This is a genomic window from Shewanella sp. A22, assembly GCF_053850585.1.
Genome location: NZ_JBSQBN010000047.1, coordinates 12,889 through 30,467, shown reverse-complemented (window position 1 = coordinate 30,467; position 17,579 = coordinate 12,889). Strand labels below are relative to the sequence as shown.

The 17,579-nt window shown below is 42.0% G+C and carries 14 protein-coding genes; 12 read left to right on the top strand and 2 right to left on the bottom strand.

The window, feature by feature from the left end; genetic code table 11:
* The first annotated feature begins 334 nt into the window (after positions 1-334).
* The 3 genes from ACWXWT_RS10460 (at position 335) to ACWXWT_RS10450 (ending at position 2,767) form a co-directional block, all read left to right on the top strand.
* A complete protein-coding gene (locus tag ACWXWT_RS10460) occupies positions 335-1,480 on the top strand; it encodes a putative sulfate/molybdate transporter (protein ID WP_456041527.1) in 1,146 nt (381 codons plus the stop codon).
* A gap of 164 nt (positions 1,481-1,644) precedes the next feature.
* Positions 1,645-2,235 (top strand): DUF502 domain-containing protein, encoded by a 591-nt coding sequence (locus tag ACWXWT_RS10455; RefSeq protein WP_456041526.1) that lies wholly within the window; start codon positions 1,645-1,647, stop codon positions 2,233-2,235.
* A gap of 175 nt (positions 2,236-2,410) precedes the next feature.
* Positions 2,411-2,767, top strand: a complete 357-nt coding sequence (locus tag ACWXWT_RS10450; protein WP_456041530.1) for a YajD family HNH nuclease — start codon at positions 2,411-2,413, stop codon at positions 2,765-2,767.
* Positions 2,768-2,897: 130 nt separating this feature from the next.
* On the opposite strand, the gene ACWXWT_RS10445 is transcribed toward ACWXWT_RS10450, so the two are convergent.
* Positions 2,898-3,125, bottom strand: a complete 228-nt coding sequence (locus ACWXWT_RS10445) for a DUF1289 domain-containing protein (protein WP_456041525.1) — start codon at positions 3,123-3,125, stop codon at positions 2,898-2,900.
* A gap of 79 nt (positions 3,126-3,204) precedes the next feature.
* Between ACWXWT_RS10445 and ACWXWT_RS10440 the strand changes: the two genes are divergently transcribed.
* The 6 genes from ACWXWT_RS10440 (at position 3,205) to megL (ending at position 11,039) form a co-directional block, all read left to right on the top strand.
* Positions 3,205-4,515: a methyltransferase gene (locus ACWXWT_RS10440; protein WP_456041524.1), complete on the top strand. Its 1,311-nt coding sequence runs from the start codon at positions 3,205-3,207 to the stop codon at positions 4,513-4,515.
* A 248-nt stretch (positions 4,516-4,763) separates the two neighbouring features.
* Positions 4,764-5,813, top strand: coding sequence for a 3-oxoacyl-ACP synthase III (locus tag ACWXWT_RS10435; RefSeq protein ID WP_456041529.1), 1,050 nt, complete (start codon positions 4,764-4,766; stop codon positions 5,811-5,813).
* 47 nt (positions 5,814-5,860) lie between these two features.
* On the top strand, positions 5,861-6,736 hold the full coding sequence (locus ACWXWT_RS10430) for an alpha/beta fold hydrolase (RefSeq protein WP_456041523.1): 876 nt from the start codon (positions 5,861-5,863) through the stop codon (positions 6,734-6,736).
* 119 nt (positions 6,737-6,855) lie between these two features.
* On the top strand, positions 6,856-8,550 hold the full coding sequence (gene oleC / locus ACWXWT_RS10425; protein WP_456041522.1) for an olefin beta-lactone synthetase: 1,695 nt from the start codon (positions 6,856-6,858) through the stop codon (positions 8,548-8,550).
* A 33-nt stretch (positions 8,551-8,583) separates the two neighbouring features.
* Entirely contained in the window at positions 8,584-9,633 is a 1,050-nt protein-coding gene (oleD, locus tag ACWXWT_RS10420) for a 2-alkyl-3-oxoalkanoate reductase (protein WP_456041521.1), read from the top strand.
* Positions 9,634-9,854: 221 nt separating this feature from the next.
* Entirely contained in the window at positions 9,855-11,039 is a 1,185-nt protein-coding gene (megL, locus tag ACWXWT_RS10415) for a methionine gamma-lyase (RefSeq protein WP_456041520.1), read from the top strand.
* Positions 11,040-11,102: 63 nt separating this feature from the next.
* Here megL and mnmC read toward each other — a convergent pair whose 3' ends face one another.
* Positions 11,103-13,196, bottom strand: a complete 2,094-nt coding sequence (gene mnmC / locus ACWXWT_RS10410) for an FAD-dependent 5-carboxymethylaminomethyl-2-thiouridine(34) oxidoreductase MnmC (protein WP_456041519.1) — start codon at positions 13,194-13,196, stop codon at positions 11,103-11,105.
* Between the two features lie 132 nt (positions 13,197-13,328).
* On the opposite strand from mnmC, the gene fabB reads away from it, so the two are divergent.
* The 3 genes from fabB to ACWXWT_RS10395 all read left to right on the top strand — a co-directional run bounded on the left by fabB (position 13,329) and on the right by ACWXWT_RS10395 (position 17,461).
* Entirely contained in the window at positions 13,329-14,543 is a 1,215-nt protein-coding gene (gene fabB / locus ACWXWT_RS10405; RefSeq protein ID WP_456041528.1) for a beta-ketoacyl-ACP synthase I, read from the top strand.
* 437 nt (positions 14,544-14,980) lie between these two features.
* Entirely contained in the window at positions 14,981-16,117 is a 1,137-nt protein-coding gene (locus ACWXWT_RS10400) for a 4-phosphoerythronate dehydrogenase (RefSeq protein ID WP_456041518.1), read from the top strand.
* 327 nt (positions 16,118-16,444) lie between these two features.
* Positions 16,445-17,461: an aspartate-semialdehyde dehydrogenase gene (locus ACWXWT_RS10395; RefSeq protein WP_456041517.1), complete on the top strand. Its 1,017-nt coding sequence runs from the start codon at positions 16,445-16,447 to the stop codon at positions 17,459-17,461.
* Positions 17,462-17,579: the final 118 nt, after the last annotated feature.

The window sequence follows — 17,579 nt, the reverse complement described above, 5'->3', positions numbered from 1 at the left end:
AGATGCTGGAGGTAGAGTAACGCAGGAGCTTGTTACCGAGGATCACTATTCGCTTCAATCATCTGCCTTGCCTACAGCTCTTTGAACTCCCGCTGAAAGATCACATATTTAATAGGATTGGTATTATGCTTTTAGATGTGGTTTTTTAAATGATAATTATTTGGTAAATGATGATGTGGACATAATGACCATTATTAACAACATACTATGGTTCATATTGTCGCAATGATTTTGTTAAACTCATAATTAGGCATTTTTATTTAGAGGTGTGTCGCATTTTTAATGTGGCACTGTATTTGCTTTATCTTAGTATCCATTCCTTACGGCAAGATATATGAGATGTGAAATCAATCGTTTCGACAACGTAAATAAGATTTCAGGTGAGTTCAGTGGCGCGTTTGCTGATTTAGGCACCTTCCTTCCTTTAGTTTTAGGCTTAATAGCCCTTAATCAATTCTCTCCCCAAGGGATATTTTTAGGCTTTGGTTTTTTTGCCTTATTTACTGCGTTTTATTATCGACGCCCCATTCCGATACAGCCTATGAAGGTTATCAGTGCGTTAGTCATTGCAGAAGGAATGTCTCCTGGAATGCTACAAGCATCCGCCATGTTAATGGGCCTTATTCTACTTGTTTTAGCCTATAGCGGCATTATTCAATGGATGGCTAAGCTGTTATCTCCGGCGATCAGTATCGGTATCCAGCTAGCAATAGGACTCCAACTGATATGGTTAGGTGGCGTCATGATGAGCGAAACATGGTTGGTCGGCATACTTGCTTTTGGTTTTCTGTTTGCCAGTCGTTTTATGCCAATGCAATATTTGGTGATGCCGTTAGTGATAACCCTTGGCATTGTTTGGCAATTAACCAGTGGGACTATGCCTAGCTTTAACTTTAGCCAAACAAGTGTTTGGCACTTGGGTTGGCCGAGTATCGATGAGTGGGGCTCTGCTGCTGTTTTATTGGTGCTACCACAGTTAGCGTTAACATTGACCAATGCGGTGATTGCTATTTCTGCGATGGCGAAAGATAAGTTTCCTGAAGACAGTGAACGGTTTGAGCCGCAACAATTTGCTAAAAGCTCTGGTTGGGCTAACTTGTTGTTATCTCCTTTTGGGGCAACGGCAATGTGTCATGGTGCTGGTGGGTTGGCGGTGCAATATCACTTTGGTGCTCGAACTTGGCTAGCTCCTACTATTTTTGGTAGTGCGTGTATCGTTATTGCTATTTTTTGGGGTAAAGGTATTGCCAGTGCATTGTCATTAATCCCTTTAGCCGTTTTAGGCAGTTTACTTGCTATAGCGGGAACCCAATTAGCCTGGTCTAAACGTTTTTTTGATGGCAAACCGTTTTGTATATTGGTCATTTTATCAACGGCGATAACGTGCTTATTGATTAATACCGCTGCAGGCTTGGCTGTTGGTGTCGTATTAGAGTTAGGTCGTCATCAGTGGTTGAATATTGCTAACTCGAAAAGCTAATCGTATGCTTGTTGTGTAATGTTGTTGATCTCATGGAAGGCTTTTTTATATGGACAGGCAGATTGCACAGTAATCTCCCAGTGGGCCAGTTAGTATATTTACAGTGACTAATCAGCAAACTGTGGTAACATTTTTGTCCTGTTCTTTCTTCTTTTGTGTACTCAATGAAAAATACCCTTGCTCGTGGTTTGACTAATTTATTGCCTATGGTGCTGTCTATTTGGCTGTTTTGGTCACTGTTTATTTCCCTTGATGGTTTAGGCAAATTATTGCTCGATATTGTCGGGGTTGAACCAGTATTTGTCGGGGCAGGTTTTTGTTTGGTGGCAAGTTTAGTGTTTATCGCCGGGTTATTATTTTCTGTTAGCCCTATTGCCTGGGTGTATGGTTGGATTGAAAGCCAACTAATGAAGTTTCCGCTGTTTAAGTCGGTGTATGGCAGTATTCGAGATATCGCCAGTTTAATGAATCGCGACGGCCAGCCTAAAACTCAAAAAACCGTGTTAGTTAAACAAGCTAACGGTAGTTATGTTGTGGGTTTTATCATGAGTGAGATAGCACCACAGCCATTGGCAGATGCATTACCTGAAGGTGAATGGGTACCGGTATTATTTCAACTTAGTTATCAAATAGCCGGAGTGACCAGCTTAGTAAAACGTGAAGACTTAATCAGTGTTGATTGGTCATTTGAAGATGCAATGCGTTTTAATTTAACTGCTGGAATATCAAATATTAAAGAAACTAAAATCGGTTAAGAGTAAGTTGCAGCAATAACTATCGATAACAGTGAATGTTACGCTTGCCATTATTTTTCCATGGTCGATTTTGCGCCAGTAACAGAATAGTTGTTAAATAAGATCTAGCAAACAATTGCCCCAAGCGATAACAGTGATTATCCTTGACGTAATTTTTTTTATGAGTGATAAATTAATGTCGGCCAACGAAAGTAAATTAGATAAAGTATTAGCAGAAGCCAGAGACTACAAAGCCACCCGTGAAAAGGGTTATCGCGAACAAGCGCTTAAACTCTATCCTTGGGTTTGTGGCCGTTGTACTCGTGAATTTACTCATAAAAATTTATCAGAGTTAACGGTACATCATCGCGATCATAACCACGATAACAATCCGTCAGACGGGTCTAACTGGGAACTATTATGTTTGTACTGTCACGATAATGAGCATTCCCGTTTTGAAGAACTTATTCGTTACGGTAGTACCAAAGAGGCCAAACAAGATGCCGCCACCTTCAATCCGTTTGCTGATTTGAAAGCAATGATGAAAAAGTAAAGTTGAGACGGCAAAACGATGAAGAGTAATAACAAGCGATAAACAACATAGAAGCGGTGGATTTCGTCATGGTGATACTCCATCGCAGGAATATGCTTGTTGTTTTAGTGCGGTTATCATTGACAACCTGTCATCGTTTCATTCGCTTTTCTGCTTCTAGCCACTTAGCACGAGATAACGTTTGGTTATTACTGTCACCTAAATACTGCTGTTTTCTACCGTCTAAACTATCGCAAATTTGTTTTTTTCGTGCATCACTGGCTTGTGACCAAGTTACTATCTCATCTATGTGGCGAAAACAGCCCATACAATAATCGTCTTCATTTAAGCCACAGCGCGCGACACAAGGTGAGTGCATGGTTTACAATTCCAATCCAAATAGATAATGACTCGCATCCTATCATTTCAATGAGCCAAGGTTAACCATAAGTAACGATATGTCAGCAATCGATTATCAACACACCTTTAAAGCGGTCGACTCGCTTTTAGATGCACTAAAACCCTTGTGGCAGCTCGTCGCGTTTGAGTGTGACCATTTACCTTGGCAGCAAGATTTTCCTCATCTCGCACAAAAAGTGTGGCAGCTTGATGATACTGAAATCGATAACATCGATGTGGATCAGCACCTGCTTGTGGAATCATTGTTACCTAGCTTAATCCGCGATATTAAAAACAGTTCATCACCAAAAGCTGACGAGTTAATGAATCAATTAAGCTTGTTAGTCATCACTTTGCCTACAAAGGCCACTAAAGGTGACAACACTCAATTAATGTCAGGTAGTGACGAGCAAGAAAATACCCATTTAGCCCATTTTAGCGCCCATATTAAAGGCCGAAAGTGGCAACAAATCACAGCATTTGCTAATCAAGTTGACCCACTGAGTCAAACTAAATTAACTCGATTACCGATTTTAGAATGGTGTGCAGGCAAAGGTCATTTAGGTCGTTTAGTCGCAAAGCAACAACTGGTTGAGGTAACAAGTCTAGAATGGCAAGCCAGTTTATGCGCGCAAGGGCAAGCATTTTCTAACCAATGGAAATTACCACAGCATTTTATTTGTGCCGATGCTTTTGCACCGCAGGATAGTAGCGAACCATGGCTTTATTCAAAACAACATGCAATTGCCTTGCATGCCTGTGGTGATTTACATGTGCGTTTACTTACATTAGCGGCAGATGCGGGGACTCAGGCTATTTCGATTTCACCTTGTTGCTATCATCTTATTCAACAGGCGCAATATCAACCGTTGTCGACAATGGCTAAAGCAAGCGCAATGACGCTTTCAAAACATGATTTACAGCTGCCACTTCAGCAAAGTGTTGTTGCCAGTGCCAAACAGCAGACATTACGTCAGCAAGAAGTGTCGTGGCGTTTAGGTTTTGATTGTTTACAACGAAATGTGCGGGGTATTAATCGTTATCTACCCGTGCCAACGATTAAGCAAAGTCAGCTAAGTGGGACATTTAGTGAATTTTGTATTTGGGCGGCGAGTCAAAAAGGATTACTATTGCCAGCCGATATCGAATGTCACGCATTTTTACAACAAGGCATGGAGCGACAGCGTTTAACAAAGCGCATCGATTTAGTTGCACATTTGTTTCGTCGCGCTTTAGAATACTGGCTGTTGCTTGATCGCGTATGTTTTTTGCAACAACATGGGTATAAGGTTGAGTTGAGTGAATTTTGCCCAAACAGTGTGACTCCACGAAATGCATTTATTCAAGCAATTAAAACAACAGATAAATAGTGTTAGCAAAGCAAGACTTAATTAAGCCTTTGTTTAATTTCTTTTATTTCCCCTAAACCCGTCAGAGTCAAAGTGCTAGTTAATCAACGCTCTTCACAAAGCGGCAAAATAAACCGCAAATATGCCTATATGGTTGAGGTTTTTGATTGAATAATTAAGCCATTCTTGTTCAAATGTCGGGTTAATAACGAATAACAACCATTCTAGTGGCTTTGGGCATGCTAGAGCGAAGCGAATTATACGGTTTAATGAAATATTCACGCGTCTTTATCAATAGTCTGGCTTATGAGCTAGCACCACAAATAGTGTCGAGTAGCGATTTAGAATCTCGCTTAGCACCGCTATATCAAAAGTTTCGTATTCCAATGGGGCAACTTGCCGCATTAACGGGTATTACTGAGCGTCGTTGGTGGCCAAAAGGCCACCGTTTATCAGACGGTGCGATTGCCGCTGCACGTAAAGCCGTCAATGAAACAGGCATTAATGTCAGCGACTTAGGCGCAGTGGTTTACACCGGAGTGTGCCGTGACCAACACGAACCTGCTACCGCGTGCCGCATAGCTGCTGAGCTTGGCGTGTCAAAAGACACCGCAATTTACGACATCAGTAACGCCTGTTTAGGGGTATTGTCGGGTATTTTAGACATTGCTAACCGTATCGAGCTTGGGCAAATTAAAGCGGGTATGGTGGTGTCGTGCGAATCTGCTCGAGACATCGTCGATGCCACAATTGACCACATGCTAGCAGAGCCGACAATGCAAAATTTTGCCCAGTCGTTGGCAACGCTTACCGGCGGTTCAGGCGCAGTTGCTGTTATTTTAACTGACGGCAGCTTGCCACTTACTACCACGCGTCAGCATCAGTTATTAGGTGCCAGCCATTTGTCTGCGCCAGAACATCACCAATTGTGTCAATGGGGTCTACAAGAAGCTGGACACTTACTGTATCGTGAGTTTATGCGTACCGATGCGGTTACCTTACTTAAAGAAGGTGTCGAGCTTGCTAAACACACGTGGGAACACTTTTTAGAGCAACGTGACTGGGTTGTTGAGCAGGTTGATAAAGTCATTTGTCATCAAGTGGGTGCATCAAACCGTAGGCAAGTGCTCAATGCATTAAGCATTCCGCACGAGAAAGAATATCCAACCTACCAAAAGCTTGGCAACATGGGCACAGTGTCTTTACCTGTTACCGCCGCCATCGCACACGATGAAGGTTTTTTACGTGTTGGCGACCAAGTCAGCTTTTTAGGGATAGGCAGTGGTTTGAACTGCATGATGTTAGGCATTAAGTGGTAACACTGATTTTTTGCATATCATTATAAAAATAGTTAACAGGATGCATCATGCTAGACAACTTACTGCCATTTCAAAGTCATTATTTAGACCGTAATGGCAATAAACTTCATTACATCAACGAAGGCCAAGGTGAGCCAATCGTTATGGTGCACGGTAATCCTAGTTGGAGTTACTACTACCGTAATTTAGTGAGTGCATTGAGCGATCAACACCAGTGTATTGTGCCAGATCATATTGGTTGCGGCTTATCAGACAAGCCCGATGATCCACAATACGATTACACCTTAAAAAATCGTATTGATGACTTAGAAGCCTTACTTGACAGCTTAGATGTAAAACAAAACATCACCCTAGTGGTACACGACTGGGGCGGTATGATAGGAATGGGCTTTGCGGCTCGCCATCCTGATCGCATCAAACGTATTGTTTGTTTAAACACGGCAGCGTTTCATCTGCCTAACACTAAGCCGTTTCCTTGGGCGTTGTGGATTTGCCGCGAAACCTTGCTAGGCACATTGTTGGTCCGTGGTTTAAATGCATTTTCATCAGCAGCATCGTACGTAGGTGTTAAACGCAAACCCATGTCTAAAGAAGTACGTGAAGCTTATGTCGCGCCGTTTGATTCGTGGAAAAACCGTATTTCGACACTGCGCTTTGTACAAGACATTCCACTCAAACCTGGGGACAGAAACTACGATTTAGTCACTAGCATTGGCGATAGCTTAAGCGAGTTTGCTGACGTACCGACGTTGATTTGTTTTGGATTACAAGATTTTGTATTTGATAAGTATTTTTTAGAAGAATGGCGAAAGCGAATGCCTCATGCGACGGTGCACGAGTTTGCTGATTGCGGTCATTACATTCTTGAAGATGCCAGCGACGAAGTGATTGGCTTAATTAAAGACTTCATCGAAAAAAATTAATCACACGATAAAAGGCTCATTTGAGCCTTTTAGCTATTTAATCGTCTAAATTTATCTATATATTGGCGTTATTGTTAGCCAGCATATACGTTATTCACATTAGCCAAAAATGAAGCCACATGACTCAAACCACTATACTTGCTAATGCCAATATCTGTCAGCATCTTAAAACGGCTGCGCAAACTATGCCTGCCGAACTTGCTGTTGCAGTGCAACACGCTAAGCAAGGCCAATTCAATTATCAAGAAATTGACTTTGTTACCTTACATCAACAATCGGATATGATTGCGAAAGGGCTTATTCAATACGGTATTAAGCGTGACATGAAAGCGGTGTTAATGGTGACACCGAGTATTGAGTTTTTCTCGTTAACGTTTGCCTTATTCAAAGCCGGTATTATCCCTATTTTAGTTGACCCAGGCATGGGCGTTAACAACCTTAAACAGTGTTTTGAAGAGTCAAAACCAGATGCCTTTATCGGCATCCCTAAGGCCCATATTGCTAGGCGCCTACTGGGTTGGGGCAAAGGCAGTGTTAAGCAAGTGATAAATGTGGGGGGCTCTGCTATTCAACGCTGGCTTGCCAACGCCATAAGCCTAGAAACCATTACCGAAATCGGCCGTAATATCGCCCAACCTTTTGATATGGCATTGTTAAAACCTGATGATATGGCAGCTATTTTGTTTACCAGTGGTAGTACCGGTACTCCCAAAGGAGTGGTATACAGCCATGCTATGTTTGAGGCGCAAATTAGCGCGCTTAAACATGATTATGGTATTTGCCCTGGCGAGCGAGACTTAGCCACTTTTCCACTGTTTTCATTATTTGGTCCGGCACTGGGCATGGCGTCTATTGTGCCAGACATGGATGCCAGTAAACCCATCACCGCCAATCCAGCCCATTTGTTTGCTGCAATTAAGCAATATCAATGCAGCAACATGTTTGTTAACCCTGCTTTGTTAGAGCGATTAGGCCAAGTTGGGGAGCAAAGCCATCATAAACTCACCAGTATTAAACGAGTCATCTCTGCAGGTGCTCCGGCAACCATTAGCTCAATCAAACGCTTTAGCAAAATGCTCAACCCACAGGTTGAAGTGTTTAATTCTTATGGTGCGACAGAGTCGTTACCTATTAGTATGATTGGCAGTCACGCTTTATTTAATACCAGCGAACTGACGGATCAAGGTAAAGGGATTTGTGTCGGCAAACCGATATCGTCGGTGAGCGTTGATATTATTGCGATTACAAATACGGCCCACCCTCATTGGTATGAAGTCAAAAAACTTGCCGCTAATGAAATAGGTGAAATTGTGGTGGGCGGACCTATGGTCAGCCAAGCTTATTATGCACGCGAACAAGCCACCCAATTATCCAAAATTATCGACGGTGAACAAATTAAGCACCGCATGGGTGACGTGGGGTATTTAGACGATAATGGCTTATTGTGGATGTGTGGTCGTAAAGGGCATATTGTTGATGCCACGCGCGGTGAACAAAGAGCAAAGCGTTTTTATACCTTACCTTGTGAGCGTGTGTTTAATACCCACCCACAAGTTAAGCGTTCAGCCATTGTAGGTGTTAAGCTTGGCGATAATATAGTGCCCGTATTGTGCATTGAATTACAAAAAGACATTGTATGCTCAACTTCGAAAGCACTGTATCAAGAGTTATTGATCTTGGCAGAGCAATATCCGCATACCGACGGAATAGGGCGCTTTTTAATTCATCCTGAATTCCCCGTCGATGTGCGTCATAACGCAAAAATATTCAGAGAAAAACTTGCTGTCTGGGCACAAAAACAGTGGAGAGAATAAGTCTCGTCTTAGAATAAAAATAAGGTATTAATAATGGATCTGACAGATTTACATCCTCTTGAGCAAGCAGCACTTTCGCAATTAGCATTGTCGGTCAACAAAGTATTTGTAACCGGAGCTGGCGGCTTTTTAGGATTGGCGATTGGTCAGCGATTATTGGCAGCAGGTATTGAAGTGGTTGGGTTTGCGCGTGGCGCCTATCCAACGCTCGTTGAACAGGGCGTCGATATGCGTCAAGGTGATATAAGTGACTATGACAGCGTTAAACAAGCCATTCAAGGGTGCGATCTGGTATTTCATGTGGCATCAAAGGCAGGCGTGTGGGGCAGTAAGCAAAGTTATTACTCACCTAATGTTGATGGTGCAAATAATATTATTAATGCCTGTAAAGCGCTTAATATTCAAAAGCTTATTTATACCAGCACCCCAAGCGTCACCTTTTCAGGGCGGGACGAAAACGGCATCGATGAATCCGCTCCTTACGCAGAGGCCTATCTCAATTATTACGGTGAATCTAAAGCCATTGCCGAGCAACTTGTGCTTACCGCTAACTCGACTTCGCTGCAAACTACCGCATTAAGGCCACATTTAATTTGGGGGCCAAACGATCCTCATCTTGTGCCAAGAGTGATTGAACGCGCTAGAGCTGGGCGGTTAAAGCTTGTTGGGAATGAAGACAAACTGGTTGATACCATTTATGTCGATAACGCCGCTTATGCCCATATTTTGGCTGCGGTTGATTTAGTGACTAATGCTAAGTGCGCAGGTAAAGCGTATTTTTTGAGTAACGATCAACCCATTACCATGGCAGATATGCTTAATCGTATTCTCGCGTGTGTTGATTTACCGCCAGTGACCAAACGTGTGCCAGCAAGTGTTGCTTATACAGCAGGCGTGATGCTCGAAACCCTCTATGGCGTATTGAATAAATCGCAAGAACCCATTATGACTCGCTTTGTCGCAAGGCAATTATCGACTAGCCATTACTTTGATATCAGTGCGGCTAAACAAGACTTAGGTTACCAACCGCTGGTGAGCATTGAACAAGGCATGCAAAAATTAAAGGTATCACTCACAAGTTAATTGTTAGGCCCCCATTTTTATTGCGTGAACAGCATACAAAAAAATGAATGGCGTAAACAATTTAAAAAGCTGTTTGTAACATTGTTTTTACATCTCATCCGTTGGTTATTTTTTAGTAATCGTTTGGTTATATTCTATTCCTCTGTATCTTAAATTCTGACCACCAAACAATAACCCCAAAGAGGGTAACTACTCATAACAAGGTGGCGCAGGGAGAAGTAATGCAAAATAACAATCAGGGTAAATGGAACTTAGCCACATTAGCCATTCATGGCGGACATCAACGCGAAGCCTTTGGTTCACTCACTACACCTTTGTATCAGACTGCCACATTTGTTTTTGATAATGCCGAACAAGGTGGAGCTCGTTTTGCCGGCGAAGAACCGGGTTATATCTATACTCGTTTAGGTAACCCGACAACCGCAGAACTTGAGCGAAAAATGGCGCTACTCGAAGGCGCCGAAGACGCAGCTGCAACAGCATCTGGTATGGCTGCCGTATCGAGTGCGTTGTTAACACATCTACATGCCGGCGATCATGTGGTTGCATCTAAAACCGTTTATGGTTGCACCTTCGCATTGATGACCACTCAGCTAACGCGTTTAGGGATCACATCAACGCTAGTGGATTTTTCCGATATAGCGGCAATCGAAGCCGCTATCAAGTCAAACACCAAAGTGCTGTTTTGCGAAACACCAGTAAATCCACATTTACAAGTATTCGATCTCGCTGCTATGGCCAATATCGCTAAAGCGCATAATCTTGTTTCAATCGTCGATAACACCTTTATGACACCACTTTTACAGCAACCAATAGCGTTGGGCATCGACATGGTGATCCACAGTGCTACCAAGTATTTAAATGGTCATGGTGATGTTATCGCGGGTATTGTGTGTGGCAATGCAGAGCACATGCACAGATTAAAATACGAAATATTAAAAGACTTCGGAGGCGTGATATCTCCGCACGATGCATGGTTAATTTTACGCGGTTTAAAAACGTTAGATGTACGGTTAACTCGTCATTGCGACAATGCCGAAGTGTTAGCCGAGTATTTAGATAAACACCCTAAATTTAGCCAAGTGTTTTACCCTGGTTTATTACACCACCAAGGTCATCGTTTCATTGGTAAGCAAATGAAACGTGCAGGTGGGGTTATTGCATTTGAATTGAAGGGCGATAAACAAGATGCGATAAACTTCGTCAATCGACTCAAGCTATTCACCATAGCAGTAAGTTTAGGTGATGCAGAATCGCTTATTCAACACCCAGCATCCATGACCCACTCACCTTATACTCCTGAAGCCCGATTCGCCGCGGGCATAACCGACAATTTGCTGCGTATCTCTGTTGGGTTGGAGAGTGTACAAGATTTGATTGCTGATATAGAGCAAGCTTTAGCATGATATTAAGCTTGATTAAGGCCCTAACGCTTTGTTTTTAATTAACATGACGTTGGGGGGCCAACATTACAATAATGCTTTACCTTTAATTAGTTTGCGTAACCACATTCTATTTGGGCTTAAGTTTGCCTGTAAATCTAAGCTTAATGGTGGTATTTCCCCACATAAATTTGCCGCTAAGCACTCAGCTACTAATGGGCCAGAGCTTAATCCACGAGAACCTAAGCCTCCTAATACATACAATCCGTTATAAATTGGGGCTGGCGTGGTTTGCCAATAGCGCTGCCATTGACTGGGTTTTTCTCTTGATTGTTGCTGAGTGTGATAGCGAGCAAATAGTTCTTTAACATTAGGAGCACAACCCACAACAGGAAAATGGTCGCGACTCACCATGCGCACACCGACTCTTGCGTCATTGTGGGAAACATCAATATCATGGGGCCAACTTGAACTCGGAAAGCTTTGTTGCATTTTTAGGCTATTTTCATGTTGTTCTATCTGACAAAAATCAAGGTGTTGCGGTGATTTTACATAACTGGCTCCTACACAATGCATCTGATTATGTTGTGGTGTGAGGTAACCATTGGCGCAGATGACGGTATTAAGCTTTGCCAGTTCACCTTGCGATGGTACATGACTGACTTGGCCTCTAAAACCTGTTATTTGAAGCTCTTTGGTTTGCTCATAACGCGTTAGCTGCGCCCCTGATGCGATCACAACTTGTGCGTGTGTTGCTATTGGTGTTTGTTTATTATGACTAAATAATTGCCAAGCCGATGAGTGTGATTCGAGTGAGCTAATGTCGCTATTATAAACGACGCTAACATTTGCTAATGTTTTTGCTTTGGCAATATTTGCTTGCGCAAATTCAAACGGGCAAACCCAACCTCCGAGTGGATAATAAAATCCAACTCTATCAATATCCACGCCAGTCAGTTGTGTCGCTTGATGTGGATTGACGCTAAATGCAATCTCGTTTGGCCACTTTTGACCATGAATAATTTTATCTAACCTAGTTTGACTCCGAACATCGAAACCTGTTTGTAATACACCACACCAATCATGTCCAATATGATATCCATCATCAACCAATGCTTGAATCCGGCGTCGGCTATAGAGAAAGGCTTGTTGGAAAAACTGACTGAGCATATTATTCTCAGGGGTGAGCAAAGGATAAATTGCGCCTTGTTTATTGCCTGAAGCGCCTAAGCCCAATTGGGCATCTTTGCAATAAATTATCACAGATTTTCCACGCTCGGCTAATGATAACGCAAGACTTGCACAAGCGATGCCTCCGCCTATAATAGCAATAGGTTCATGGTCATTAGAGTGAACCGAAGGTATTGGATTATAAGCAAACTGTTGTTCTATTTGCTGTCTCAGAGCGTTACGCTCTGCAACGGCAATATTGTCAGTTGATGCCGCGGTTGTTGATTGTGAAAATCCACAATATTCCAGTTGCTGTATGATTGAAGGATTAGTATCCTCATCGTCAATATTAGAGACAAAAAATAGTGCATTATCAACACTCAGTCGACCATATTGCCACAGCAAAAACTGATTGAAATAATGATCTGAATTAGCGGGTTGGTTTGTATGAGGCAGCGACAACCAGTGAGTGATCCGATGCTTATTCGGCGTAACAATGGTTTTAGTGTGTGTTATGGGGGAACCTTGATATAGGTCAATAATTAACTCGCTTTGATTTAGACACAAGCGTTGGCAACCCTCAATAGCTGCTATTTCGCAATGGAGTAAAGCGTGGGTTAAATTGACTAAAGGATGAGAAGCATCAAGTAGCCCTTGTTGTTGCCACTTTTTTTCAAGCTGCGCTCGATTGATAGGCGCTTGTTCAAATACACTGATATGTATGCGTGTTTGCTGTTTACCTAACGCACCTTGCTGATTGACTGCTTGTAAAGCCGCCCATAACAAGATGATTTCGTGACCATGACCTAAACCTAATTGGCCAAGGGTTAATAAACGTCGTTGAGTCTTTGTGGCTGATTTATTACCGTCACCGCTTTGCAATACTGTGTCAATATACTGCTTAGCGAGTAGGGAATATCGGCTATTCTGATTGATGTTGTTGCCCAGTAACTCACAAATGTATAATTCGTGTAAATTGGGAGAGACAGATAATGAAGTGGTTTTATTCAAAATATTTTACTCAGGGCCGATAACTTGACATTATTTTACCTGTGTTTATGGAAAGCTGACCACTTAATTGCTTTAAAGCAGCTATGATTGCCGCAATTAAGTACCGACATGTACCAAATGGATAGCAAAAAAATGAAAAGAGTCGTGATCACCGGAATGGGTGTTGTTTCAAGTATCGGTAATAACAAGCAAGAAGTGACCGAGTCACTGAAAGCAGGTCGTAGCGGTATTACTCACTCGGCACAGTTTGAAGAAATGCAATTGCGCAGTAAAGTATGGGGTGACATAAAACTCAACCCCGCTGATCATATCGATCGTAAAGCATTACGCTTTATGGGTGATGCAGCAGCTTACGCATACATTGCTATGCAAGAAGCGATTACTGACGCTAATTTAACAGAAGAACAATATTCTAACTTCCGTGTCGGTTTGATAGCTGGCACTGGTGGTGCATCATCAAAAAACCAAGTTCAGGCTGCTGATACACTTCGCGAAAAAGGTGTTAAGCGTGTTGGGCCTTATATTGTACCTCGCATTATGTCTAGTACTGCAAGTGCTTGTTTAGCTACACCCTTTAAAATTAAAGGTACCAGTTATTCAATCAGTTCTGCTTGTGCTACTTCGGCTCATTGTATTGGTCACGCCGTTGAACTTATCCAAATGGGTAAGCAAGATATGGTATTTGCTGGTGGCGCTGAAGAAGTGGATTGGACATTAACCATGGGCTTTGATGCTATGGGAGCATTATCCACTAAGTATAATGACACGCCAGAAAAAGCCTCTCGCACTTATGATGCTGATCGAGATGGATTTGTTATTTCTGGCGGCGGCGGAATTGTGGTCGTGGAAGAGCTAGAGCATGCATTAGCACGTGGTGCAAAAATTTATGCGGAAATTATTGGTTATGGTGCATCATCAGATGGCTATGACATGGTTGCGCCATCAGGCGAAGGTGCAGTTCGTTGTATGCAAATGGCATTAGCGGATGTTGATACACCGGTTGATTACATTAATACTCATGGGACTTCTACACCTGTAGGTGACATGCGTGAGCTAGAAGCATTACGCGAAGTATTTAGCGATGATATGCCTCCAATAGCATCAACCAAGTCTTTGACTGGTCATGCTTTAGGTGCTGCTGGTGTACATGAAGCAATATACAGCTTAATCATGATGGAAAGTGGCTTTATCGCTCCAAGCATCAATATTGATAATCTTGATGAAAAAGCGACAGGTATGCCAGTCGTTCGTGAAATGCGTGAGGCTGAACTTAATACCATTATGAGTAACAGTTTTGGCTTTGGTGGTACTAACGCAACATTAGTGATGCGTAAATACAAAGCGTAAATGAAATCGTGAGGTTATCTCGCTAAAAATATCAAGCCAGCATTGGGAACGATGCTGGCTTTTTTGTTGCCTTTTAAACAAAGGGCTAGAAAACAAAAGTAATACCATGATGTGGCAATCGATTACAAGCGAACGCTGCGTTTACAGATAAAAAAGCGATTTACGCAAATATCAAAGATATATCTAGATTGGCTCATTGGGTTGTTTTTATTGTCGCGAAGCGAATATGTAGGATGCAGCCCGCTATAGCATATAGGCTTAGTCAGTGATACGAGCAAAAGCGGCACCCCTGATAAAATACTCGATGATGACTACATTCGTTAACAAGCCGTTGACCGCAGTACTCATATCGTTTTTTCACTGTCTTTGGTATAAGATACTGGTTATATAACAACGCAATGTGATGTTAATAAACTCGCAGTAAATAAGATGCCTAAATGAAAATAATTGCCGATGAAAACATGCCTTATGTTGATGCCTTGTTTGGCTACTTAGGTAAAATTGAATATGTAAATGGCCGAACATTGAGCCCTGAACAAGTTGAAGGTGCGGATGTGCTACTGGTCCGTTCAGTGACCAAAGTGAATGCTGAGTTGGTGAACAAAGCGCATAAACTTAAATTTGTAGGTAGTGCTACAATTGGCACCGATCATGTCGATGTTGATTATCTTGCAAGCCGCAATATTTATTTTACAAACGCCCCTGGCTGTAATGCTACTGCAGTGGGTGAATTTGCTTTTATTGCAATGTTGGAGTTGGCTCAACGCTTTGGTGAGTCATTGGCTGGTAAAGTTGTGGGCATTGTTGGAGCAGGTAATACCGGTACTGCAGCTGCAAAGTGTTTGCAAGCCTATGGGCTAAAAGTATTGTTGTGTGACCCAATAAAAGCACTGCAAGGTGATCCTCGGGAGTTTGTGTCACTCGATACTATCATTGAACTTGCAGATATTATCAGTCTGCATGTGCCTATCACCAAGCAGGGAGATCATAAAACCTGGTACTTATTTGATGAAGCTAGGCTGAATAAACTTAAACCCAACACTTGGTTATTAAATTGCTGCCGAGGTGAGGTTATTGATAATCGAGCGCTGATCAAATTTAAACAGCAACGTGATGATGTAAAGTTGGTGCTTGATGTGTGGGAAGGTGAACCTAACCCCATGGCAGAACTCGTTGCCTTAGCAGAGTTTGCCACACCACATATTGCTGGTTATAGCCTAGAGGGAAAAGCCCGTGGTACGTATATTTTGTATCAAAAATGGTGTGAATTACTCGATTATCCGGTAAAAAAATCATTGACAAGTTTATTGCCAGCATTTCAGTTTAATCAAGTCGTAGTTCAAAGAGATTTAACCGAAAGGCAATTATTGAAATTGTCACGTTTGGTCTATGATTTACGTGATGATGATTTAACTTTCAGAAATTGTTTTTCAACGGCGGCAGGATTTGATCTAATGCGTAAAAAACATAATTATCGCCGTGAATATAGTGCTATCTCATTAGCACAAGGTTCAGACGTTTTATCAAACGGCGCCGTTAATCAATCTACATTAAGTGCATTAGGTTTTAAGTAGCGCTTGTAACAAATATTATTTGAGTGAGCGGGTTGCTTGTTAGCTTCCAAGGTTAATAATGCGTCACAAAGAGCAAAGGCGATAAATTGGCCTACACTACTGTAAAAATCCGCTCAAAACGGCTTTAGGCCCTAGTGACGTTAATTAATCATATAAGGTCGATATTGTTAATAGATAGACATATTGAAGTTAAAAAACCGTATTTCTAACCAGTTGAGAAAAAATCACTTCAAAGTCGGCTTTTTTAGTACATTAACCCTAGTAAAGCACAGGTAAACTAGGGTAGATTGATTGTTCAAACAGGATAATAGGAGTCGAGCGTTAATTATGTCTCAGGAATTTAATATAGTCGTTTTAGGTGCATCGGGTGCAGTGGGTCAAACTATGATTGAGATCCTCGAGCAGCGTAATTTTCCAGTCGCTAAGTTGTTTCCATTAGGAAGCAGTCGCAGTGCTGGTGAAACGGTTAGTTTTCACGGTAAACAAGTTGAAATTCTTGACGTAGAAACGTTTGACTGGACCCAAGCACAAATTGGTTTCTTTTCTGCTGGTGGTGATGTGTCTGCTAAATGGGCACCCATTGCGGGTGATGCAGGTTGTGTTGTTATCGACAATACCTCGCATTTTCGTTATGACATCGATGTACCATTAGTCGTACCAGAAGTTAACCCTGAAGCCATCGCTGATTTTCGCAACCGTAACATTATTGCTAACCCAAATTGTTCAACAATTCAGATGCTAGTGGCTTTAAAGCCTATCTATGACGCATTTGGTATTTCACGCATTAATGTCGCGACTTATCAATCGGTATCAGGCTCAGGTAAAAAAGCCATTGAAGAGCTAGCGGGTCAATGTGCTAAGTTACTTCAAGGCTTACCAGCAGAACCTTCAGTGTATCCGAAGCAAATTGCGTTTAACGTGTTGCCTCAAATTGATAAATTTATGGAAAATGGCTACACCAAAGAAGAAATGAAAATGGTGTGGGAAACGCAAAAAATATTTGGAGACGACGAAATCGTTGTTAACCCAACGGCGGTGCGCGTACCTGTGTTTTATGGTCATTCTGAAGCAATACACATTGAAACTCTTCAACCTGTTGATGCAGAAGATGTAAAAGCCGTTTTACGTAATGCGCCAGGGGTAGAGTTATTTGAAAACGATGACGAATATCCAACAGTGGTAACCGACGCAGCGGGTAACGATCCTGTCTATGTTGGTCGTGTTCGTAAAGATATTTCGCATTCTCACGGTATAAATTTATGGGTTACTGCCGATAACATCCGTAAAGGTGCAGCGTTAAACAGTGTTCAAATCGCCGAAATTTTAATTAGAGATTATTACTAACTCTGTGTGAATAACGAGTAATGATTTCATTAATAACGTGATTTAGTTTAAAAAGCCTGCAATGAGCAGGCTTTTTTTGTTTTACTGATCCCAATAGTAGCAGGTGCGGTAAATCTAG